The organism is Candidatus Planktophila sulfonica (genome assembly GCF_002288065.1).
GTDB lineage: Bacteria > Actinomycetota > Actinomycetes > Nanopelagicales > Nanopelagicaceae > Planktophila > Planktophila sulfonica.
Genome location: NZ_CP016773.1, coordinates 646,118 through 667,930 on the forward strand (window position 1 = coordinate 646,118; position 21,813 = coordinate 667,930).

Consider the following 21,813-nt stretch of genomic DNA (forward strand, 5'->3'; position numbering starts at 1 on the left):
CTGCAAGTAAGACAAGTATGGTTCGCCTCGTGGAAAGTCTCGTGACTCCTGAGGAAATTACCTCAGAGCAAGCTGAATCAATCGCTCCTGAGAGCGGTTTTAGCGTCCACCTCGATAACTTTGATGGCCCCTTTGACCTCCTGCTTCAGCTGATCTCACGCCACAAGCTTGATATCACCGAAATCTCGCTCAGCATCGTCACCGATGAATTCATCGCCTTTATCCGCGCCCTCGAGGCTAGCGGTGAGGGTTGGCGCCTTGATCAAGCTACTGAGTTCTTAGTTATCGCCGCCACCCTTCTAGACCTCAAGGCAGCCCGACTCTTGCCTAGCGGCGAGATCGAGGATGAAGAAGACCTCGCTCTACTCGAGGCCCGAGACATCCTCTTCGCTCGTCTGCTCCAATATCGAGCTTTCAAGGAAGTTGCCGCTTCATTCCAGGATGCGATCGCCAACGCCGATAAGTCATTCCCTCGCGTGGTGGCCCTGGATCCAGCCCTAGCCTCACTTTTGCCTGAAGTCCTCATCGGGGTCGGTGCCCAGCGCTTTGCCGCTATCGCCGAGCGTGTTTTGACCCCAAAGTCCCCGCCTGTGGTGGCAGTTGAGCACCTCCATAGCGCCCTTGTGAGCGTGACTGAAGAGTCAAAGCTGGTCGTCGAAGCCCTGCGAAAGGGTCGAACCGTCTCCTTCAGAAACCTTGTCCAGGGCGCCGATTCCACCCTCGTGGTTGTCGCTCGATTCCTTGCTCTGCTAGATCTTTATCGACAGGGTGCGCTCCGTTTTGAGCAGGTTATCGCCCTTGGAGAGCTCCAGATCAGTTGGGTGGGCTCCGATGAAGGCGACATTCTGGTCACTGATGAGTTTGACGTACCCGTTGTGCTTGATGAGACCGTTGTAGAAGAGCTCGAGACTGCCTCGCAGGCGGTATCTGAACAGATTTCTGATGAATATGAGACAGAAGAGGATGAAAATGTCTAATCCAGAGGTAGAGACTCCTGAGGTTGAGGTCGCTAAAGATACCCAGCTTTCCCATGTATTTGATCCAGCTGCGCTAGCTCGCTCAATTGAAGCGATTCTGATGGTCGTTGACGAACCGGTCACCGAGCTCGCCCTGGCATCTGTTCTTCAGGTGACCGTCGATCAGGTCGTGGATTCCCTTGAAGCCCTCGTTCCAACCTACGAAGACCGAGGATTCACGCTCAAGGCGATCAATGGGGGATGGCGCTTCTATAGCCACCCAGATTGCAGCGCAGTGGTCGAGAAATTTGTCCTTGATGGCCAGCAGAATCGCCTCACGCAGGCAGCTCTCGAAACCCTGGCGGTGATTGCATACCGTCAGCCAGTTTCTCGCGCCCGCGTCTCAGCCATCCGTGGAGTGAACGTTGAGGCCGTTATGAAGACTCTCATTACTCGCGGCCTCGTCGAGGAATATGGGGTCGAGAACGAGACTGGAGCGATCTTGTACAAGACGACCAGCTACTTTCTCGAGCGCCTTGGACTCAACGCCTTGACCGACCTTCCTCCTCTGGCGCCACATCTGCCAGATCTCGATGGTCTCGATGAGATCCTCGATTCGCTAACTGACTAAGTAACGCCCTACACTTCTCGCCTAAGCCTCCCGCGCCTTTTGCCGGGGGAGTTGACTGTCGAGAATGGATAGCCACATGGCCGAAATGCGCCTTAATAAGATCATCGCCGATGCCGGAATTACTTCGCGTCGAGGCGCTGATGAGCTCATCATGGACGGTCGAGTCACCGTCGATGGACATCAAGTTCGCGAGCTCGGAGCCAAATTTGACCCTGAAAAGGTTAAAGTCGAGGTTGATGGCGAGACAATTACTCGCTCTTTGTCTAAGACTTATTTGGTACTACATAAACCTAGAGGCGTTCTGTCTACGATGTTCGACCCCGAAGGACGCCCTTCACTAGCTGACTTCATCGACCTCCGTACCGAGCGCCTATTTCACGTTGGCCGCCTCGATAAGGATTCAGAGGGCCTCATTTTGCTGACAAATGATGGGGATCTGACCTTCCGTGCCACCCACCCATCTTTTGGCCTAGAGAAGACCTACATCATTGAATTCGATGGAAAGCTTCCAACGGGGGTCGATAAGGTCCTTTTGAAGGGTATTGAACTAGAAGATGGAATGGGTCGAGTTTTGAGCTTTAAGCACTTATCTCCTCAGTGGATTGAGGTCACGATCCATGAAGGCCGATATCACATCATCCGTCGCCTTATGGAAGCTGTGGGTGTCGATGTCCTCAGACTGATCCGCACCAAATTCGGACCCATCTCATTGGGAGAAACCCTTGAAGGAAGATGGCGAGATCTCAATAGTAATGAATTGATTAGCCTCCAAAACGCTTTAGATATAAAACTTTAAATCGTTTCAGCATACACAAATAGATTTGTCTACAAATAGATACACGAGGTTTGGAAATTTGATAATAGATATATATCGATAATTGCACGCTCAATAGATACCCAAAAAAATGGCTTTATCGATATTGGTTCAGGTTGGAATGTTAGTAAGATTATGGGTCGAGAATATTACGATCCTATTGATGTGAAGAAAGATTGAAAGAGATTTATCGGCAAAACGTTAAATATATAGAACCAAGATATTAAGTAGAAGGGTACGATTGCGGAATGTCAGTGCGCGCAATTCGTGGGGCAACCCAAGTCGAGGCCAATACCGCCGAGGCGATTACAGCTGCAACGCAGGAGTTGATCCTAGAGATTCTCAAGGTCAACTCGCTTACCCCTGACGATGTCATCTCCGTCCTCTTCACATCTAGTCCTGATTTAGATGCCGCATTCCCGGCAGCTGCGGCACGCTCAGTTGGCTTCGAGAACACTCCTCTGATCTGTTCTGTTGAAATCGATGTTGCTGGAGCTCTCCCGCGTACTGTTCGAGTGATGGCGCATGTCGAAAGTGACCTTTCGAAGGACGATATTGCCCATATCTACCTCCACGGAGCTAAGGCGCTTCGACGAGATATCGCCCAGTAATCTCGAGGCCCACAATGACTCTTTCTCACGTACGAATCGTCGGCTCAGGGCTGATAGGAACTTCTATCGGACTCGGTTTAGCGCTCAAGGGCGTGGGCGTCACCATGAGAGATTCCGATTCCAGGGCTCAAGGCTTAGCCGAAGACCTCATAAAGAGTCCGTCAGATCTTCCGGTTGACTTGGTTATCCTCGCAACGCCAATCGGAGCGCTGAAATCGGTGATTGAGGGCGAGTTTGAGGCCAATCCAAAGGCAGCATTTATAGATATAGGGTCAGTTAAGTTTAAAGTTAAGGTTGAGGTATCGACATCATCGCTTCCTTCGAGCCGTTTTCTTCCTACTCATCCGATGGCCGGGCGTGAAGTAGGCGGCGCTGAATCTGCGCGCGCTGATCTATTCCAGGGGCGACCTTGGATTGTCGACGCCCAAGGCGTCGATAGCGATGTTCTTGAAAAGGCGTCAGAGCTGATTGAACTTCTGGGCGGTCACAAGATTGATCTCGATTCATCTGAGCACGACAAGGCGGTCGCACTCGTTTCTCACCTGCCTCAACTTGTCTCATCACTTCTTGCCAAGCAGCTGACCGGGGGAGAAGAGCGCTGGCTCGACCTGGCAGGTGCTGGCCTTCGAGATACCACCCGAATCGCGGGATCCGATGCCAAGCTCTGGCGCGAGATCGTGACGGCAAATAGCCAAGCGCTCACTCCATTACTTAAGGCGCTACAGCGCGATTTAAACAAACTCATCGACTCACTTGAGGATGAGAATTCAGTTGCAGATTTAATCAACGAAGGCCAGAAAGGTCGCACCCGAATTCCAGGTAAGCACGGTGGAAAAGCTCGCGAATACACCTTCCTTCCAATCGTTATTGAAGATAAGCCAGGTCAATTAGCTGCGCTCTTCGAAGAATGCGCGCAAGCATCAGTCAACGTTGAAGATCTGACGATCGAACATAGCCCGGGTCAGTTCACTGGATTAATCACGTTGGCACTCTCTGAGAGCGATGCGATAAAACTTTCTGACCATCTAAAGAGCAATGGTTGGAGCGTTCACGCACCAAAGAAGTAAATGCTTCGAAGCAATTGCCAATAGAATTAACTAACTAAAGATGGGCTGTGAAAATGATTGTTGTAGCGCTAGATGGACCAAGCGGCTCAGGCAAATCAAGCACATCTAAATCAATCGCAATTCGCGCTGGTTGGAATTATTTGGATACCGGTGCGCTCTACCGAGCGATGACATTTCTTGCTTTATCGATAAAGAGTGAAGATCCAAAAGAAATTATCTCAGCCGTAATCGATTCACCTATTTCCTTCAACTCTGATCCGCGCGATCCTAAAGTTTTCCTTGATGGACGCGATATCTCAAAAGAGATTCGATCACATGAAGTGACCGAGAAAGTTTCTGTCATTAGCGCCCTGCCTGAAGTTCGCGCGGAACTCCTGACTCTTCAACGCTCGATCATTAACAAGGCTGATCGTGGCATCGTTGTTGAGGGCCGCGATATCGGAACAGTTGTTTGTCCTGATGCTGCGCTCAAAATTTATCTCACTGCAGATATTGCTGCTCGTGCTAACCGTCGCGATGCTGAACTCGCAGAAGATTCACGCGGCGCAGAAGCGGTTGCACAATCACTTGCAGCGCGCGATGAAATCGATTCAACTCGCACTGTATCTCCGCTAGCGATGGCTACGGATGCTGTTCATATCGATTCAACTGAACTTAATCTTGAAGAGACCGTTGATCGCATCTGGGAGCTACTTTCACAACGTTCTTTGCTCGGTCTTCCGATCGTTGCAATCCTTGGCCGACCTAACGTTGGTAAATCAACTTTGATTAACCGATTTATAGGTCGACGTGAAGCGATTGTTGAAGATACTCCTGGTGTTACTCGCGATCGAGTTCAATATGAATGCGAATGGGCTGGTCGTCGATTCATCATTATGGATACAGGCGGCTGGGAATCAAAGCCTGACGGAATTTCTGTTCAAGTAAGTGCAAGTGCCGAGCTCGCAATGGATGAAGCTGATGTTCTCTGTTTCGTTGTTGATGCGCAGGTTGGCGCACTTGATGAAGATGACATCTTGGTTCAAGAACTTCGCAAAGCGAAGAAGCCAACAATTCTTGTCGCAAATAAGGTTGACGGAGATAACGATGAATCTGATGCTCACGCACTCTGGAATATCGGATTGGGCGAACCGCACTTTGTTTCAGCTCTGCATGGTCGCGGTAGCGGAGATTTGCTCGACACAATCGTTAAAGAACTTCCTGAAGTAGGAGCTGCTCAAGTACAAGATGGTTATCGCCGTATTGCCTTGATCGGTCGCCCTAACGTCGGTAAATCAAGTTTGTTCAACGCACTTGCTGGTGAAAGTCGCTCTATTGTTGATGATGTTGCAGGAACAACTCGCGACCCAATCGATGAATTGATTGAATTCGGTGGAAGCATCTGGAGATTCGTAGACACAGCAGGTTTAAAGAAGCGCGCGAATCAAGCAAGTGGAACTGATTACTACGCAACGCTTCGCACGCAAACCGCTCTCGAACGTTGTGAGTGTGCAGTGATTGTTCTCGATGCCTCGGTGCCGATTTCTGAACAAGACCTTCGCATCATCACGATGGTCGAAGAGGCTGGAAAAGCGATGGTCATCGTGATGAATAAATGGGACCTCGTTGATGAAGATCGCCGCACCCAGTTAGATAAAGAGATTGAACGCCACCTTGACCAGGTTGAGTGGGCACAGATTGTTAACGTTGCAGCTAAGACCGGTTGGCACCGTGATCGTCTAGCTCCTGCACTTCGTACCGCAATCGATTCATGGGAACGTCGCGTTCCGACATCAAAGCTCAATTCATTCTTGGGTGCCCTCATCGGCGCTACACCGCCACCAGTTCGTGGAGGAAAGCAGCCTCGCGTCTACTATGCGACCCAAGCAGGAATCGCGCCACCGAAGTTTGTGGTCTTCTCATCCGGCTGGATTGAAGCTTCTTATCGTAGATTTATCGAACGTCGCCTCCGCGAGGAGTTCAAATTCCCAGGAACTCCTGTTCAGGTGGCTATCCGAGTGAAGGAACGAGATAAGGAGCAGTAAGTGCTGACTATTCCCAACGCGCTTACCTTCCTACGATTCCTCGGAATCCCGATCTTTATCTATCTTGCCCTCGGCAAAGAAGCTGACGGTTGGGCAATTCTCGTTCTCGCCATCGGGGGAGCTACCGATTACTTCGATGGAAAACTAGCTCGCGCCCTTAATCAAGAATCTAAATTTGGCGAAATCGCCGATCCCACCATTGATCGCTTGTACATCGCAGCGACATTGGTTGTTCTTTATATGCGCGAGGCGATTCCGTTGTGGCTCATTGCGATTCTGGTTGCTCGCGATCTCTTCATGGCAGGGGTTGCACTTCTACTTCAACTCAAGGGTTACCAACCTCTTAAGGTCACGTATCTCGGCAAGGCTGCGACATTTAATCTTCTCTACGCCTTTCCGTTCTTGCTACTTGCACTGAGCCATACCTGGTACGGAACTGCTGCATTTATCTTCGGGTGGGCTTTTGCTATCTGGGGCGTGACTCTCTACGTAGGTACGGCCGTGGGATATTTCCGAACCGCGATAAAGACCATTACAGTTCGACCACACATCATCGAGGGCCAGTAGGAGCGCGCAATGTCAAACATTCCGTCAGATCTTCAGTACACAAAAGAGCATGAATGGGTTGCACCGACATCGACTGCACTTCGTATCCGTATGGGAATTACTGATTACGCACAGGGCGCGCTAGGTGACATCGTTTATGTGCAGATGCCTAAGGTCGGCGAGCCAGTTGTCGCAGATAAAGTTTGTGGAGAAGTTGAATCTACCAAGAGCGTCTCTGAAATCTTCGCACCAGTTACCGGAAAAGTCGTTGCAATTAACGAAGAGCTGACAAATGCACCAGAACTTATCAACTCAGATCCTTACGGGGCCGGCTGGTTGGTCGAGATCGAGGTTCCAACTGAGCCATCTGGCTTGCTCTCTGCCGCAGAATACGGAGCAATTACCGCGTAAATCCGGGCTTGATTTAATTTTCTTAACTCTCTAGTGTCACCCTTAAGTTGACGTCCAAAGTCGAGGCGTTCTTTTGGGTAAAGGGGGAGTTCAATGCCATCAGCAGATGAAAATCGCGAACTCACCAGCACCCTCCACCTCGGCCTTCGCTCAGTAGTAGGCAATTCCCCAGCCGATCTCATCAGCGAGCTCATTAACCAAGCCTCAGCAGAAGAGCGTCAGATTATTGATGGCGTCCTTTCTGGCGATGGCAACTCAGCGATGGTCTTTATCCATCGTGGAGCGCAGAAAGGTTCACGATTCCACGTTAGCGCCGAAGGCGTTTCGATTGGTCGCTCACCTGAAAGCTCAATCTTTCTCGATGATGTCACTGTTTCTCGTAAGCATGCATCTATTGAAAAGGTTGGAACCAACTTCACCTTCAAGGATTCTGGAAGTCTCAACGGTTCATACGTCAACAACGAATCTGTCACCGAAAAGGTCTTGACCTCAGGAGACGAAATCCAAATCGGAAAATTCCATCTGCTCTTTATCGGCAGCAAACTAGGGGAGAAGTAAGTTGAGCGTTCCAGCACGTGCTTATCTAAGTATTGGTGAAGTACTCACAAAGTTGCGCGGCGACTTTTCAGATATAACAATCTCAAAGATTCGCTTCCTTGAATCAGAAGGCCTCATTGAGCCGCAGCGCACTCCTTCGGGATATCGCAAGTTCACAACAACAGATCTTGATCGACTTCGCTATGTGCTTCTGGCACAGCGCGACCAGTACCTCCCGCTCAAAGTAATTAAAGAGAACCTCGATGCCCTAGATCGCGGACTTCAGCCAGCAGCGCAAGGCGGGGTTCCATCTCCACGTCCAACACTCGGTTTAGCAACAATCGATGGCGAATTCGCACCAGCTGCCTTCGCTGAGCAGTCAGAGATGCGTCTTTCCCGCGAAGAGCTTTTGAAGGCTTCAGGTCTTGAAGATTCACAACTCGTCGAACTCGAATCATTTGGATTGATCACAATCCGCGGTCGCCACTACGACAGCGACGCGCTCTCTGTCGCAAAGGCTGTCGCTGAAATGGCTGGATTCGGAATCGAACCACGCCACTTGCGTTCATTTAAATCTGCCGCAGATCGTGAAATTGGTTTGATTGAACAAGTCATCACACCCTTTACACGCCAGAAGAGCACCGAAGCAAAGGCTCGCGCCGAAGAAGTTCAGAAAGAGATTGCATCTCTCTCAGTACGTCTGCACGCAGCACTTGTGCGCGGTGGACTTAACCGTCCTCGTTAATCGATCTCGGTTAGGTATTCCACGTGTTTGTTCAGGTTGAAGTTGTTGGTGTCCGTATTGAGATGCCGTCTAACCAACCAATCGTCTTACTAAAAGAGCTAGACGGAACTCGCTTTCTTCCCATCTGGGTCGGAGCTGTTGAAGCCACCGCCATTGCCTTTGCTCAGCAAGGCCTTGAAGCCCAGCGCCCCTTAACCCATGACCTGATTCGCGACCTTCTGGACCGAGTAGACATAACTCTGACAAGTGTCCACATCACTGAGATCAAGGAGGGGGTCTTCTATGCCGATCTTCTCTTGCGAAATAGCGAGGGAGCACTTGAGCCGCTATCTGTAAGACCGTCTGATGCCATCGCAGTAGCTCTTCGTACCAAAAGCAATATCTTGGTCAATAGCGATCTGCTCGATGAGGTAGGAATCGATATCCCAGAGCAGGTGACCAATGAGGCATCGGCTGCGGGAGACCAGGAGCTAGAAGCTTTCCGCGAGTTCCTCGATGGGATTAACCCTGAGGACTTCGCTGGGTAAGCGTCAGCGGTTCCAGCGCGAAAGCATGGCTGGGTAAGGCTTAGAAGTCTCAACCTCAAGTAGAGGTTATGTTCGTGTCGGTCTGCCATATCAAGGGCACGCAGGCGTAGCCTTACGCCAACCCCACTACGTGAAAGCGAGCCCCCTCTCGTGACAGATCAAGAATTTGAAATTGGTTACCGCGGCGCAACTGCATGTTCAGCTGCAGGTATTTCTTATCGGCAACTCGATTATTGGGCACGTACTGGATTAGTCGAACCTTCAATTCGCACAGCAACAGGTTCTGGAAGTGCGCGCCTTTACGGCTTCCGCGACATCCTCGTTCTCAAAATAGTTAAGCGACTTCTTGATGCAGGTGTTTCTCTTCAAAATATTCGCACCGCTGTTGATCATCTTCGCAGCCGTGGCGTAACTGAACTCGAGCGCATCACACTCATGAGCGATGGCGCATCAATCTACGAATGTGCAAGCCCTGACGAAATTATCGACCTTCTAGCTGGTGGCCAAGGTGTATTTGGTATTGCAGTAGGCAAGGTCTGGAACGAAGTCGAAGGTTCACTAGCCACACTTCAAGGTGAGGTTAACGGTGAGGTTGTTGGTGGCGAAAATAACGATGAACTCTCTCTCCGTCGCAAGGCGAAGGGCGCTTAACACTTCTATATTCCTCTCCTAGAGCGCATTAGCGCACCTTTTAGGGGAGTAGCTCGTTGAGTAATTATCAGGACTTCGAAGATCGCCACATTGGTCCATCAGCATCTGATGAATCTGAGATGCTCGGAGTACTTGGCTATTCAGATATTAAGAAGTTCATCGCCGATGTAGTTCCTGAAAATATACATATCGAAAAGCAACTTAAAGATGTACTCGATGGTGCAAAGAGTGAAGTTGAAGTTATCGCTGAGCTTCGCGAAATTGCTTCGCAGAATGAAGTATTCACGTCGCTGATCGGTGGGGGCTATTACGGAACCATCACTCCACCTGTTATCAAAAGAAATGTTTTAGAAAATCCTGCTTGGTACACCGCTTACACCCCTTATCAACCTGAAATTTCTCAGGGTCGCCTCGAAGCACTCTTCGCTTTCCAAACAGTAATTTGCGATATGACAGCACTCGCTCTATCGAATGCTTCGATGCTTGATGAAGGTACAGCAGCAGCTGAAGCTATGACGCTCGCTCGCCGTAGTTCAAGGGCATCTGATGATGCTGTGTTTCTCATCGAAGAACACGTTCACCCACAGACAAAGGCAGTCGTCGCCACTCGCGCAAAGCCGCTAGGAATCACCGTGGTTGAAGTTGATTCTGGACATGTTGCCCGCGATGGTTATGACGGAGAATTTTTCGGTCTGCTCCTTCAATATCCAGATACAACCGGTGAAGTCTGTGATTATGCGAAGGTAACTGAATTCGCACATTCAAAGGGCGCACTTGTTATTGCCGCAACAGATCTTTTAGCGCTTACTCTTCTGAAGGCGCCAGGGGAGTGGGGCGCTGATATCGCCGTCGGTTCTGCTCAACGCTTCGGAATTCCCATGGGATTCGGTGGACCACATGCAGGTTTCATGGCGGTACGTACAGGGCTCGAGCGTTCTCTTCCGGGACGTCTAGTGGGACAGAGCGTTGATGCCCACGGTAATCCAGCATTTCGTTTAGCTCTGCAAACTCGCGAGCAACATATTCGTCGCGATAAGGCCACGAGCAATATCTGTACTGCGCAAGTGTTGTTGGCAAATATGAGCGCGTTCTATGCGATGTGGCATGGACCAAAGGGTCTGCAACAGATCGCGACGCGTATTCATGGATTCGCTTCGCGCCTACAGAAAGCGTCATCATCGCGCAATGGAATCGTTTTCGACACTGTCACAGTTGATGTGAAGAACGCTGATGTGATTCACGCAGCGGCAAAGGCTAAGCGCATTAACTTCGGCCGAGTATCCGATACTGAAGTTCGTATTTCTTTCGATGAAACAACGACCGAGAAGACCTTTGCAGACGTTCTCGAAATCCTAGGGCTTTCAGATGCTGCAGCCACTCCAATTGCAGTTTCTGTATTACGTTCTAGTAAGTATCTTCAACATCCAGTCTTCAATACTTATTTCTCTGAAACTTCAATGTTGCGTTACTTGCGCACACTTGCAGATCGTGATTTAGCTCTAGATCGCACAATGATTCCATTGGGTTCTTGCACAATGAAGCTCAATGCAACTACCGAGATGGAAGCTGTAACCTGGCCAGAGTTTGCTTCCCTTCATCCATTTGCACCAGTTGAACAAACTCGTGGCTCACGATTACTCATCGACCAACTTTCGAAGTGGCTCGTTGAAATTACTGGCTATGACGCAGTTTCATTGCAGCCAAATGCAGGAAGCCAAGGCGAGTTTGCAGGTCTGCTTGCCATTCGCAACTATCACGATTCACGCGGTGACCAAGCCCGTAATATCTGCTTGATTCCATCAAGTGCACACGGAACAAATGCAGCAAGTGCGGTGATGGCTGGCATGAAAGTGGTCGTTATCGAATGCGATGAAGCCGGCAATGTAAGCGTTGACGATCTCAAAGCAAAGATTGCAGAGCATGGTTCAGCACTTGCGGCGCTGATGGTTACTTACCCTTCGACTCACGGGGTATTTGAATCCGCAATCAGTGAAATCTGTGGACTTGTGCATGATGCGGGCGGTCAGGTTTATGTTGATGGTGCAAACCTCAACGCACTTGTAGGAACTGCGCAGCCAGGAAAATTTGGCGCAGATGTTTCACACCTAAATCTTCACAAGACTTTCTGCATTCCTCATGGTGGTGGGGGACCAGGAGTAGGACCGGTTATCTCTAAGGCGCACTTAGCTCCCTTCCTTCCGAACCATCCGATGGATGCTCTCGCCGGCCCAGCAACAGGACCAGGACCAATTTCCGCCGCTCCATTTGGTTCAGCAAGCATCCTGCCGATTTCATGGGCTTACATTCGTTTGATGGGGGGAGAAGGACTCACTCACGCCACCGAGGTAGCGATTCTCAACGCTAACTACATGGCTCATCGCCTAAAAGATGCGTATCCAATTCTTTACACCGGTAATAAGGGTCTTGTAGCCCACGAGTGCATCTTGGATGTCCGTGAAATAACCAAGGTTTCTGGTGTGACCGTTGATGACATTGCAAAGCGTTTAATGGACTTCGGCTTCCATGCTCCAACCATGTCTTTCCCTGTTGCAGGAACTCTGATGATTGAGCCAACTGAGTCAGAAGATGTCTTAGAAATGAACCGCTTCATTGATGCGATGATTGCAATCCGAGGCGAGATTCAAGAGATCATCGACGGCAAGATTGCAGTTGAAGAATCCGCTCTTCGCCATGCACCCCACACCATTGGAGCTATTGCAGGCACAAACTGGGAGAGAAGCTACCCACGCGAACGTGGAGCCTTCCCAGCGACCCTCACGGGCCTGATTCCAGGTGAATTGATTGGCGCTAAGGGAAAGTATTGGCCGACTACAGGGCGTATCGATGGAGCGTACGGGGACCGAAATCTGGTCTGCTCATGCCCACCGATAGAGGCCTTTGCATAGTCTGATTCTTCTTACTTTACATAATGTAACTTATCGGCGTTAGGCCGTAAGCGTCTAGCAAAGCCCCACAGAGTTGTCTGCCACAGAGCTTCAATGACGATCGCTCGGCTCATCTTTGAAACTCCATTAATGCGTTCCACAAAGGTAATTGGAACTTCGACCATTTCAGCGCCAGCTAATTCAGATGCCATCGCCATTTCGATCTGAAAACAATATCCGGTGGCAGTCATATCTTTAAGATTTAACTTGTTGAGTAAAGCTGCACTGTAGACACGGAATCCTCCAGTTAAATCATTTAAAGGAATGCCGAGCGCAATACGTGCATATTTGGTGCCAGATTTAGATAGCAATTGTCTACTTTTTGGCCAATTAACAACTGATCCGCCAGCCATCCAGCGAGTACCTAAAGTGATTGAAACCAGTGAATCGGTTGCATCAAGCATTGCCGGTAGATCCTCAACTCGATGCGATCCATCAGCATCCATAGTGACAATTTTTGAATACTTGTTCATGGATAAAACATGTTCGAAGCCAGCTCGATATGCAGCACCCAACCCAGCTTTACCTGGACGCTTGAGAACACTGACCCACGAAAAATTCATGGAATCGACAATATCTGCAGTCTTATCTGGTGAATTATCGTCAAGAACGACAACATCGAAGTCTCGTACATTATGTAAAGTCGATAATTGATTAAGAAGTTCAACAATCGCAATTGACTCGTTGTAAGTCGGAATCAAGATAACCGGCTTCATATTCACTCACCTTACCAACCTAACGCTGATATTAATCTATCAACGCTGGCGCCAAGGCCGTACTCATCCTTCATCTGATAAATCGTAGACAAATCATCGGGTTTCTTTGGCATCGAGATATCCATTTTCGGAATAGCGACATCTTTTGCGCAGTGCACCAGTGTTGGTGCAATCTTTAAATAGTCAGCGCCATCAATGATTTTCTTTGCAAGTGACTTAGTGAGAGCTTCATGTTCGGCCTTAGCTCCAGCAAGTGCCTCATCCACCGTTGAGAAGTGGTTGGCAATGAGAGCAGCCCCCTTCTCTCCGATTCCACGAACGCCAGGTAAACCATCTGATGGATCTCCACGGAACATCGCAAAGAGTGCGTACCTATCCCCTGGTATCCCATATTTTTCTGCGACCCATTTGCTATCAACTAAATCGTGTTGAGAAATTCCGCGTGCGAGATAAACAATTTTTACATCGCGCTTATCGTCAACCATCTGAAAGAGGTCCCTATCCCCTGTCACAACACGGATTGGCCCCTTCTCTTTAACGGCGAAGGTCGCCATGACATCGTCAGCCTCGTAATCATCAACACCAAGCATTGGGATACCGAATGCATCGAGTAGATCGAGAAGAACTGGAATTTGAGGTGTCAGGGTTTCTGGCTCTTCCTCTTCATCGCTCTCATCCTCGAGACGGTTAGCTTTGTAATCCGGAAATAGATCTACGCGCCACGATGGACGCCAATCACCCTCGATGCAGGCGACGATGCGATCTGGTGAATACATACCGATGAGACGAGCAGTCATATCAAGATAACCGCGGATCGCATTGACCGGCATACCTGAAGGTGAGAGCAAGGTGTCAGGCATTCCGTAATAAGCGCGATACCAAAGTGAGGCGCTATCTAAGAGCATCAGTGTCATAGATCGCCCAACATATATGAAATGACGCCTCTATCCAAGCGCTTAATTCCTTCACGGCAGGCAGGTCGAAGTTCTTCTGCCGCTCCGCCAATTTGAGTAAGCAAGTCGATAAGTTGTTTAATGCTTCGCACAAAGTCACCAACTGTCATATCAGTTCCCTTGAGAATGCTACTGAGAGAGTGTCCATTAGCCCACCGGAATGATGCGTAACAGAAACCAAAATCAGGTTCACGTTGTGTCTTTACATCGAACTCATTTTCAATTGCTTCAAGTTCGATCCAGATCTTCGACACTGCAACAAGAGCGTTTGCAACATTGTCGTTCGGCATTTTTGGCGCATACGGTTCAGAGCTTCTGCCCTGATAAATCATCGCTGATGCAACCGATAACAACTCGGGCGGTGTAAGAGAGTCAAATACTCCGCGTCGAATAGATTCGGTAAGCAATAAATCAGATTCAGCAAATATTTTCGCCAGAATCTTGCCCTGTTCTAGCGGCTTCTCCCCTTCGATATAACCAAGGTGGGTCAATACATCGCAGATACGATCGAAGGTCTTGGCGATTACGTGGGTACGGTTTTCAACTCGTGCACGTAAACCCTCAGATTCACGATTTAAACGATCAGCCTTCTCCGCAAAACGAGCGTGGGTTTCACGATCATTGCAAGAGTGACATGAATGTTGGCGCAGTGAACGACGCATTCCATCAAGTTCGTTCTCTAATTTCACACGCTGGCGTTGGTCGATACTGCGTCGACCATCACGCTTACTCAATAGACGCTCTAGCTCCTTGATATCGATTCGTATCCGCGAATACTCTGAAAAGTCACCCAAGTGACATTGCGCAGAATCGGTGAGCTCTGCCGCAGCAGAATTATTCTTCTTAATTTGACGAACTAAACCGACAACAGCGCGGTCCGCTTGGAACTGAGCAAAGGAAGACTCGAGACTTCCGTGGGCACGCTCTCGACCGAACCGGGCAATCAGATTGATAGACATGTTGTATGTCGGAGTGAACGATGAACGAAGAGGATAAGTACGAGTTGAAGCAAGTCCTGCCGCAGTCGCTGAATCAACAGTTGGAGACCACTGCACAACAGCATTACCCTCGATATCGATACCGCGACGACCAGCTCGCCCTGTTAGCTGGGTGTACTCCCCTGGCGTGATCGAAACGTGAGCTTCACCGTTCCACTTGGTGAGTTTTTCAAGCACGACAGTCCGCGCCGGCATATTGATTCCTAGTGCAAGCGTTTCTGTAGCAAAAACAGCCTTAACTAAACCTCTCTTGAAGAGATCTTCAACCGCACCCTTAAAGCTCGGCAGTAAACCGGCATGGTGGGCTGCAATTCCGCGCTCAAGTGCAATCAACCAATCGCGATACCCAAGTACTTCAAGATCCTCTTCTGCAAGGTTCTGCGTATACCTTGCCGCAGTCTCAGCGATCTCTAGGCGCTCTTCCGTATTGGTTAACTTGATTCCAGCAGCCAAACATTGTTTCACTGCGGCATCACAACCGGCGCGAGAAAAGATAAAGGTAATTGCCGGAAGTAAGTTTTCGCGCTGTAACTTTTCAATGATGTCCGGTCGTGTCAATCTGCTGTCGCCATCACCGAAGCGCTCACGTCGATGGCGTGGAGTTCGTACTTGTCGTAGCGCTTCACGCTCGAGTCCCAAGATTTCGGGGTTGATACGCCCTTGCTCGCGGAATAGATCTACGAGGCGATCTCCGATAAGAACATGCTGGTACAGAGGAATTGGTCGAATCTCAGAGACGATGACTTCGGTTGACCCCCGAACTTCGCCGAGCCAGTCACCAAATTCTTCAGCGTTGGAAACGGTTGCAGAGAGTGAAATTACCTGAACACTTTCCATTAAGTGGATGAGAACTTCTTCCCATACTGCGCCACGTGACTTATCTGCCAAGTAGTGGACTTCATCCATAACAACAGAGCCAAGATTCTTCAACGTTGTTGAATTTGCGTACAACATGTTGCGAAGTACTTCGGTAGTCATCACCAAGACATCTGCTTCGGAATTGATGTTGGTATCGCCTGTAAGAAGACCTACGCGATCCTCGCCGAAGCGCTCTACAAACTCCTGGAATTTCTGGTTTGAGAGAGCCTTAATTGGTGTTGTATAGAAACATTTCTTACCTTGTGCGAGTGCGCTAAATGCTGCGAACTCTCCGACTACGGTCTTGCCAGCTCCGGTAGGTGCTGCGACGAGAACGCCTTTGCCATCTTCAACAGCTTGGCAAGCTTTGATTTGAAACTCGTCGAAACCGAAATCAAACTGCTCGATAAATGCAATGGTGAGCGGATGCTTTCCACGTTGCTTCGCAGCGGCGTAGCGTTCTGCAGGAGTTGTCATAGCGCCCACGTAAGTCCTGCATTACTCACACATTCAGCTGAAATAGGTGCTGCACCGATTCTCTCGCCGTCTGCGTAAGCAATCGCATTAGCTACAAGTTTGACTCGCTTTGATCTGTAGATCTTCACCTTTGGATGCGTGATATGAGAGCCCGAATAGACCTTTGGAAATACCTTGAGGAACTCAACCTTTGAGACCGGTTCTAAAACCATCACATCAAAGAGCCCGTCATGAAGTTGCGCCTGTGGACATACATACATTCCACCGCCGTAAGAACGGCCATTACCAATGGCGATGAGCATCGCCTCAGTCGTAATCGAGTGCGTATCCAGAGTGATCTCGTAAGACAGCGGTTTAAACTTCGGAAGTTCTAGAGCGATTGCGACGTTGTATCTCTGTGGCCCTTTTGGCCAAGCGAGTGCATTGGCTCGCTCATTTACTACTGAATCAAAGCCTGTTGAAAGGATCGCTGCAAACCATTCGCCATCAACATTTCCAAGATCAATGGGTTTAGCCGGTACCGAGGTGACTCGATCAAGATATGAATCAACGTCATCAAGAGACCAACCGAGAGTGCGAACAATGTCGTTTCCTGTTCCTGCTGGCATCACTGCAAAGGGAATATGACGCGGCACGGCAATCTGGAGAACCAGGTGCGCTAACCCATCTCCCCCGACGCTAACCATTCCTTCACAAGCGTGTGAATCGAGGAAAGTTTCGAGATGTTGTTTTAAATCTGCGGCGCTATGTCCTGAGAAAACTTGATAATCAAGGCTGCGTTCTGAGAAGTAACGTACAACCGATTGGCCAACAGTAATTCCTTTGCCATGGCCAGAGGTTGGATTGATCGCTATCGCCCACATTAGAGGCTATCTGCTAATTCTTTTTCGCGATCTCTTCGAGCACGTCGTCGGTCATTGAGAAGAGCGATTACACCTGCCATCAAGTAGAGAAGTATCAGGGGAACTGCGAGAGCCAGCATCGAGAGTGGATCTGCACTTGGCGTAAATCCTGCAACGAAGAGGACGATGCCAAATACCCACATGCGCCATGGTTTCAAGATTGCCTTACCGGAAAGGAAACCAATGGCATTGAAAGTTACGAGGAATACCGGCAACTCAAAAGCAATACCGAAGAGAAGAATCGCTCGAAGAACGAAATCTAAGTAATCATCAAACTTGACCAAGTTAGCAAGAGATGTTGGCGTAAATCCGAAAAGCACGCGAACTGCGATGGGAAGAATTGTGTATCCAAGATATGCGCCGACTGCAAAGAATGGTGTCGCTGCCGTAAAGAAGAGAATTGAGTTGCGCTTCTCCTTGCGATGCAGTGCTGGTGCAATGAATGCCCATAGTTGATAGAGCCAGAGCGGAGCGGTGATAATGATTCCGCTCAGAATCGCTACCTTGATCTGTAAGTTCAGCGGACCAAGTACACCGTTGATATAGAGCGCACCGCAGCTGGCGGCACCGCTCTCCTGTGCTGCGCGAAGATCGCAGACAGGCTCGGCTAATTTAGTGATGATTTCGTTGTAGAAGAACCAGCCGATTACAGCGCCGAGTGAAACTACAAGCGCTGATTTAACTACTCGACTACGTAGTTCCCTGAAATGTTCTAAAAGCGGCATACGACCGCCTGAGGTGGCCGCCATAGAAATTACTTCTCGTCAGATCCCTTATCAGGATCCTTGGTCTCGTCCTTCATCTCTTTCATCTCGCTCTTGAAGATGCGCATTGACTTGCCCAATGAGCGAGCTGAATCAGGTAGACGCTTCGCTCCGAAGAGGACGACTACAACGATGAGGAGGAGGAGGATGTGGCTAGGTTCGCGTAAAAACATGTCTGAACACTATCGCAAAGGCCAGATTTCAGCGATATTGCTGAAGGGTTCTTGCGGCAAGTTCTGCGACCTGGATTCGCATCTGGCTAGGTGCAGTCACCTCGATAGCGCCGGCTGCTGAGATAACAGTTCGTGATAACCACTCGGAGTTATAGGTAGAGACGGTGACTTCGGAGCCCTCCCCAACGACAAATGCGCCGAGTGACTCGCGTGACTTTCGAAGGTTGCGAGAAATCTTTACCTGCGTTGAAAGTAACTGGGGATCACTTGTTGCGGAGGAGATATATGTAGCTTGGGCTTCCAAAAGTGTCGCACTCTTTATTCGATCGACCCTAAAGGTTCTCTCGGCCTGAGCTTTCTCACAATATGCAGTGAGGTAATCGAGATTATTCTCAACAGAAAAATGTAAAGGAGTAATTTCTCGATCCGAAATTTCATCTCCGGCGGGAGAAAAATATGAGATTAATACTCTTCGCTGATCACGTAAACCATCGTTGAGAACCGGGATCAGCTGACCATCTGTTGAAGGACTGGCGTCTAGGATTCGAGAGATACTCTCCCCTAACTTTGATCTAAGGTTCGATATTTCTTCGATAAGAGGTAGTCGATCAGCAGACAGTGACTTCTCAAGTAAATCCAACCCCAGAATGATTGAGATAATCTCTTGTTGAGAAAGCGAGCGAATCAGATTGAGTGTTTCTGCATTTCTAATGGTTACATATCCAGAGTCAAATTGAAGATCGATGAGATCGAATCGATTATCACCACACATCCAGAGCGAATTTAGGTCACTCAGTAACTCTTCTTCAGAGATGCCGAACTCTGACGCTAGTTCTGGAGTACCAATCCCCTGGTGTGAAGTTATATAGGGAACTAGATCAAGCATACGAGCTGCTTTTTCAATTGGAGTCGTCTTCTTAGCCATGGATTCTTACAATCTCTTCAAGTGCGCTAATCGTTGATTCACGAGCGCTTCGAGGCGAAATCACTACGACATCAGTGCCGTGCCAGAGAACTTCGTTAATGAGCTCTGCTTCATCGATGAAAGGAACTGTAATCTCCGACCAATCATCGCCGTCTTCAACTGAAGTGGCTTTGAGGCGTAGAGAGTGAGCCTTACCTCGTCGCACTTTGAGTGTCGCGATCTGGGAAGTTTCCGGCGCAGCCAGAACCTCCTTCATTAAAAAATCTTGAGGAATTTCATAAGAACCAGCCTTGCCCTGCGCTTTCACTTCTGAATGGAAGCGATCAAGACGGAAGAGTCTCTGCTCTTTGCGATCGAGATCGCGTCCTGCGACATACCAGTGACCAGATTTTGTTCCGACTCCATAAGGTTCAAGGGCGCGATTGTCGGAGTCGAGCTCAGGACCAAGATATGAGAAGGAAATCACTTGTCGTTGTGCAATGGCATTAATGACTGCAAGAAAATTTGAATCCGAATTATGCAAAGTAGGCGTAATCGCGGGAATCGAATCAAAGTCCGAATCGATACCTAAGGATTTAAGTTTTACGAGAGCAGAAAGGGCAGTTGAATCAAGAACTGCGCCTTGCCAAGCTTGTGTTGCGACAGAGATCAACGAGAGTTCTCGAGGGGTAATTGATGAGATATCTGTCCGATAGTTTTCAGGTCGGATGCGATACCCAACTTCATCTTCAAAGAGAGGATCAAAAGTTCCGACCTCAATGGTGATGCCTAGATTGCGAAGATCATCTTTATCGCGTTCAAACATGCGCTCCATGGCATCGGGTTCACCTTCGTAACCATCGACGGTATTGAAGATTTGAGATTTAGTAAGCCAACGTTTTGTGGCAAGTAGGGCGATAGTTAAATTAACTAAGCGCTCACTCTTCCGCGACACCGTAGGCACCCTTTGCTGGACGTCTACGTCGTGGTAACACATCGACGCCAGGAGCCATGCGACGGCTTTGAATGAGGAAACCGGTGTGACCAATCATTCTCTGCTGCGGACGAACTGCCAGACCCTCGTGATGCCAACCGCGCACGATTGTCTCTGAACTTTCTGGTTCAGTGAAATGTCCATCTTCTTTAAGTGCTTCGGCCGTCGCCGAAAGCTGAGTAGTGGTTGCAACGTAGGCAAGGAAAACTCCACCAGGACGCAATACCTTTGCAGCCATTTCAACGCATTCCCATGGTGCGAGCATGTCTAAAATGACGCGATCGAATTCATGAGCGAACTCTTTCTCTTGTACAGATCCCACATCGAGTGACCAATTGGCTGGCTTTTCCCCGAAGTAGTCCGTGATATTTGCGGTGGCATTGTCGGCAAAATCTTGGCGACGTTCGACAGAGTGAACTGAACCTTCAGGACCGACTGCGCGAAGTAAAGAAAGAGTTAAAGCTCCGCTTCCAACGCCAGCTTCGAGAACACGTGCGCCAGGATAAACATCGGCAACACCAACAATCATCGCTGCATCTTTTGGATAGACGATGGTGGCACCGCGAGGCATTGAAAGAACGTAATCAGCGAGTAGCGGAATGAAGGCGGTGAATTTCAAGCCAGCAGTAGTGCTTACTACCGATCCTTCAGGTAATCCGATTAAATCATCGTGAGTAATCCAGCCTTTATGGGTATGCCACTCTTTGCCTGGCGTAATCGTGAAGCTATAGAGCTTGCCCTTTGGATCGGTAAGTTGAATTCGATCGCCTGCTTGGAAATACCCTTGTTTAGACACATGCGCATCTTAGGTGAAAGTAACCATCCTGTCGGAACCTCGCTGTATCGTCCGTGCGATGGAACCGTTACGCCTCTCCCCCAGCCGCATGAACGATTTCACAAATTGTCCACAGCTCTACAAATATCGCGCTGTAGACCTGTTGCCCGAACCACCAAGTATCGATGCCGAACGCGGCAAATTGATTCACTCAGTACTTGAAGATCTCTTCGAACTCCCCGCAGGCTCTCGCACCTTTGAATCAGCGCTCGAACTCCTGCCTACAAAATGGCGTGAGCAACTCGAAGGTAAGCCTGAACTAGCAGCTCTCGTACTCGATGATAAAGAGTGGTTTGATCGAGCCCAGGCGTTGCTCACCAATTATTTCTCATTAGAAAGACCCTCCACCTTTGAATCTACATATCGCGAACTTCATTTAGAACGAGATATATCTGAAGAGATCTATCTGCATGGGTATGTAGACCGACTCGATGTGGCACCAACCGGTGAAGTTCGTATCGTTGATTACAAGACTGGTAAATCTCCAAAGCCTGGTTGGGAAGAGAAAGCGCTTTTCCAATTACGCGTCTACGCACTCCTGTATTGGCAGAACGAAGGCGTCCTACCGAAATTACTTCAGCTCATCTATCTCGGTGATTCACGGGTAGTAAAGAGTGAACCCACCGAAGCTCAGTTGAAATCGACAGAGAAGATTTTGAGAAACATTGGTGATGAGATTCTGACCGCTCTTGAGACCAATCATTTTCCAACGAAGAAATCTCGGCTCTGCGATTGGTGTTTCTTCAAAGCAATCTGTCCTGCCCACAACTAATT

The 21,813-nt window shown here is 49.1% G+C and carries 23 protein-coding genes; 14 read left to right on the forward strand and 9 right to left on the reverse strand.

The window, feature by feature from the left end; genetic code table 11:
* Positions 1 to 29: 29 nt before the first annotated feature.
* From A1sIA56_RS03210 to gcvP, 13 genes are all read left to right on the forward strand, one after another.
* Positions 30 to 977 (forward strand): segregation and condensation protein A, encoded by a 948-nt coding sequence (locus tag A1sIA56_RS03210; RefSeq protein WP_095674174.1) that lies wholly within the window; start codon positions 30 to 32, stop codon positions 975 to 977.
* Complete coding sequence (gene scpB / locus A1sIA56_RS03215) at positions 970 to 1,587, forward strand: SMC-Scp complex subunit ScpB (RefSeq protein ID WP_095673512.1); 618 nt, start codon at positions 970 to 972, stop codon at positions 1,585 to 1,587. Before A1sIA56_RS03210 ends, scpB begins: the two co-directional genes overlap by 8 nt.
* A 76-nt stretch (positions 1,588 to 1,663) precedes the next feature.
* Positions 1,664 to 2,383, forward strand: coding sequence for a pseudouridine synthase (locus A1sIA56_RS03220; protein WP_095673513.1), 720 nt, complete (start codon positions 1,664 to 1,666; stop codon positions 2,381 to 2,383).
* Positions 2,384 to 2,649: 266 nt separating this feature from the next.
* Entirely contained in the window at positions 2,650 to 3,012 is a 363-nt protein-coding gene (aroH, locus tag A1sIA56_RS03225) for a chorismate mutase (RefSeq protein WP_095673514.1), read from the forward strand.
* Between the two features lie 14 nt (positions 3,013 to 3,026).
* Positions 3,027 to 4,079 (forward strand): prephenate dehydrogenase, encoded by a 1,053-nt coding sequence (locus tag A1sIA56_RS03230; protein ID WP_095673515.1) that lies wholly within the window; start codon positions 3,027 to 3,029, stop codon positions 4,077 to 4,079.
* Between the two features lie 53 nt (positions 4,080 to 4,132).
* Complete coding sequence (gene der, locus A1sIA56_RS03235; protein WP_095673516.1) at positions 4,133 to 6,103, forward strand: ribosome biogenesis GTPase Der; 1,971 nt, start codon at positions 4,133 to 4,135, stop codon at positions 6,101 to 6,103.
* A complete protein-coding gene (locus A1sIA56_RS03240) occupies positions 6,104 to 6,670 on the forward strand; it encodes a CDP-alcohol phosphatidyltransferase family protein (protein ID WP_095673517.1) in 567 nt (188 codons plus the stop codon).
* A gap of 9 nt (positions 6,671 to 6,679) precedes the next feature.
* Positions 6,680 to 7,060, forward strand: coding sequence for a glycine cleavage system protein GcvH (gene gcvH, locus A1sIA56_RS03245; protein WP_095673518.1), 381 nt, complete (start codon positions 6,680 to 6,682; stop codon positions 7,058 to 7,060).
* Positions 7,061 to 7,153: 93 nt separating this feature from the next.
* Entirely contained in the window at positions 7,154 to 7,618 is a 465-nt protein-coding gene (locus A1sIA56_RS03250) for an FHA domain-containing protein (RefSeq protein ID WP_095673519.1), read from the forward strand.
* A gap of 1 nt (position 7,619) precedes the next feature.
* Complete coding sequence (gene ftsR / locus A1sIA56_RS03255) at positions 7,620 to 8,342, forward strand: transcriptional regulator FtsR (protein ID WP_095673520.1); 723 nt, start codon at positions 7,620 to 7,622, stop codon at positions 8,340 to 8,342.
* A gap of 23 nt (positions 8,343 to 8,365) precedes the next feature.
* Positions 8,366 to 8,869, forward strand: coding sequence for a bifunctional nuclease family protein (locus A1sIA56_RS03260; RefSeq protein ID WP_095673521.1), 504 nt, complete (start codon positions 8,366 to 8,368; stop codon positions 8,867 to 8,869).
* A 150-nt stretch (positions 8,870 to 9,019) separates the two neighbouring features.
* Positions 9,020 to 9,520 carry a MerR family transcriptional regulator gene (locus A1sIA56_RS03265; RefSeq protein WP_095673522.1) on the forward strand — a complete coding sequence of 167 codons (501 nt, stop codon included), beginning with the start codon at positions 9,020 to 9,022 and terminating at the stop codon, positions 9,518 to 9,520.
* Positions 9,521 to 9,576: 56 nt separating this feature from the next.
* Positions 9,577 to 12,426: an aminomethyl-transferring glycine dehydrogenase gene (gcvP, locus tag A1sIA56_RS03270; protein ID WP_095673523.1), complete on the forward strand. Its 2,850-nt coding sequence runs from the start codon at positions 9,577 to 9,579 to the stop codon at positions 12,424 to 12,426.
* Positions 12,427 to 12,437: 11 nt separating this feature from the next.
* Here gcvP and A1sIA56_RS03275 read toward each other — a convergent pair whose 3' ends face one another.
* From A1sIA56_RS03275 to A1sIA56_RS03315, 9 genes are read right to left on the reverse strand one after another with little or no spacing between them, the layout of a single operon-like run.
* Positions 12,438 to 13,181: a polyprenol monophosphomannose synthase gene (locus A1sIA56_RS03275; protein ID WP_095673524.1), complete on the reverse strand. Its 744-nt coding sequence runs from the start codon at positions 13,179 to 13,181 to the stop codon at positions 12,438 to 12,440.
* Positions 13,182 to 13,192: 11 nt separating this feature from the next.
* Entirely contained in the window at positions 13,193 to 14,095 is a 903-nt protein-coding gene (locus tag A1sIA56_RS03280) for a 5'-3' exonuclease (RefSeq protein ID WP_095673525.1), read from the reverse strand.
* Positions 14,092 to 16,467 (reverse strand): DEAD/DEAH box helicase, encoded by a 2,376-nt coding sequence (locus A1sIA56_RS03285; protein WP_095673526.1) that lies wholly within the window; start codon positions 16,465 to 16,467, stop codon positions 14,092 to 14,094. Before A1sIA56_RS03285 ends, A1sIA56_RS03280 begins: the two co-directional genes overlap by 4 nt.
* On the reverse strand, positions 16,464 to 17,330 hold the full coding sequence (locus tag A1sIA56_RS03290; RefSeq protein WP_095673527.1) for a diacylglycerol/lipid kinase family protein: 867 nt from the start codon (positions 17,328 to 17,330) through the stop codon (positions 16,464 to 16,466). The genes A1sIA56_RS03285 and A1sIA56_RS03290 overlap by 4 nt, the downstream gene beginning before the upstream one ends.
* Complete coding sequence (tatC, locus tag A1sIA56_RS03295; RefSeq protein ID WP_095673528.1) at positions 17,330 to 18,118, reverse strand: twin-arginine translocase subunit TatC; 789 nt, start codon at positions 18,116 to 18,118, stop codon at positions 17,330 to 17,332. Before tatC ends, A1sIA56_RS03290 begins: the two co-directional genes overlap by 1 nt.
* A gap of 5 nt (positions 18,119 to 18,123) precedes the next feature.
* A complete protein-coding gene (gene tatA / locus A1sIA56_RS03300) occupies positions 18,124 to 18,306 on the reverse strand; it encodes a Sec-independent protein translocase subunit TatA (RefSeq protein ID WP_095673529.1) in 183 nt (60 codons plus the stop codon).
* Positions 18,307 to 18,334: 28 nt separating this feature from the next.
* The gene (locus A1sIA56_RS03305) at positions 18,335 to 19,231 is read right to left on the reverse strand and encodes a helix-turn-helix transcriptional regulator (protein ID WP_095673530.1); all 897 of its coding nucleotides are present in this window, start codon (positions 19,229 to 19,231) and stop codon (positions 18,335 to 18,337) included.
* The gene (locus tag A1sIA56_RS03310) at positions 19,224 to 20,165 is read right to left on the reverse strand and encodes a helix-turn-helix transcriptional regulator (protein WP_190277024.1); all 942 of its coding nucleotides are present in this window, start codon (positions 20,163 to 20,165) and stop codon (positions 19,224 to 19,226) included. The genes A1sIA56_RS03305 and A1sIA56_RS03310 overlap by 8 nt, the downstream gene beginning before the upstream one ends.
* Positions 20,149 to 21,000 (reverse strand): tRNA (adenine-N1)-methyltransferase, encoded by an 852-nt coding sequence (locus tag A1sIA56_RS03315; RefSeq protein WP_095673532.1) that lies wholly within the window; start codon positions 20,998 to 21,000, stop codon positions 20,149 to 20,151. Before A1sIA56_RS03315 ends, A1sIA56_RS03310 begins: the two co-directional genes overlap by 17 nt.
* 58 nt (positions 21,001 to 21,058) lie before the next feature.
* On the opposite strand from A1sIA56_RS03315, the gene A1sIA56_RS03320 reads away from it, so the two are divergent.
* Positions 21,059 to 21,811 carry a RecB family exonuclease gene (locus A1sIA56_RS03320; protein ID WP_095673533.1) on the forward strand — a complete coding sequence of 251 codons (753 nt, stop codon included), beginning with the start codon at positions 21,059 to 21,061 and terminating at the stop codon, positions 21,809 to 21,811.
* The last annotated feature ends 2 nt before the right edge of the window (positions 21,812 to 21,813 follow it).

Coding starts and splice junctions, on each gene's coding strand:
- scpB (WP_095673512.1), top strand. CDS start 970: ATGTCTAATCCAGAGGTAGAGACTCCTGAGGTTGAGGTCGCTAAAGAT.
- A1sIA56_RS03220 (WP_095673513.1), top strand. CDS start 1,664: ATGGCCGAAATGCGCCTTAATAAGATCATCGCCGATGCCGGAATTACT.
- aroH (WP_095673514.1), top strand. CDS start 2,650: ATGTCAGTGCGCGCAATTCGTGGGGCAACCCAAGTCGAGGCCAATACC.
- A1sIA56_RS03230 (WP_095673515.1), top strand. CDS start 3,027: ATGACTCTTTCTCACGTACGAATCGTCGGCTCAGGGCTGATAGGAACT.
- der (WP_095673516.1), top strand. CDS start 4,133: ATGATTGTTGTAGCGCTAGATGGACCAAGCGGCTCAGGCAAATCAAGC.
- gcvH (WP_095673518.1), top strand. CDS start 6,680: ATGTCAAACATTCCGTCAGATCTTCAGTACACAAAAGAGCATGAATGG.
- A1sIA56_RS03250 (WP_095673519.1), top strand. CDS start 7,154: ATGCCATCAGCAGATGAAAATCGCGAACTCACCAGCACCCTCCACCTC.
- A1sIA56_RS03275 (WP_095673524.1), bottom strand. CDS start 13,181: ATGAAGCCGGTTATCTTGATTCCGACTTACAACGAGTCAATTGCGATT.
- A1sIA56_RS03280 (WP_095673525.1), bottom strand. CDS start 14,095: ATGACACTGATGCTCTTAGATAGCGCCTCACTTTGGTATCGCGCTTAT.
- A1sIA56_RS03285 (WP_095673526.1), bottom strand. CDS start 16,467: ATGACAACTCCTGCAGAACGCTACGCCGCTGCGAAGCAACGTGGAAAG.
- A1sIA56_RS03290 (WP_095673527.1), bottom strand. CDS start 17,330: ATGTGGGCGATAGCGATCAATCCAACCTCTGGCCATGGCAAAGGAATT.
- tatC (WP_095673528.1), bottom strand. CDS start 18,118: ATGGCGGCCACCTCAGGCGGTCGTATGCCGCTTTTAGAACATTTCAGG.
- tatA (WP_095673529.1), bottom strand. CDS start 18,306: ATGTTTTTACGCGAACCTAGCCACATCCTCCTCCTCCTCATCGTTGTA.
- A1sIA56_RS03305 (WP_095673530.1), bottom strand. CDS start 19,231: ATGGCTAAGAAGACGACTCCAATTGAAAAAGCAGCTCGTATGCTTGAT.
- A1sIA56_RS03320 (WP_095673533.1), top strand. CDS start 21,059: ATGGAACCGTTACGCCTCTCCCCCAGCCGCATGAACGATTTCACAAAT.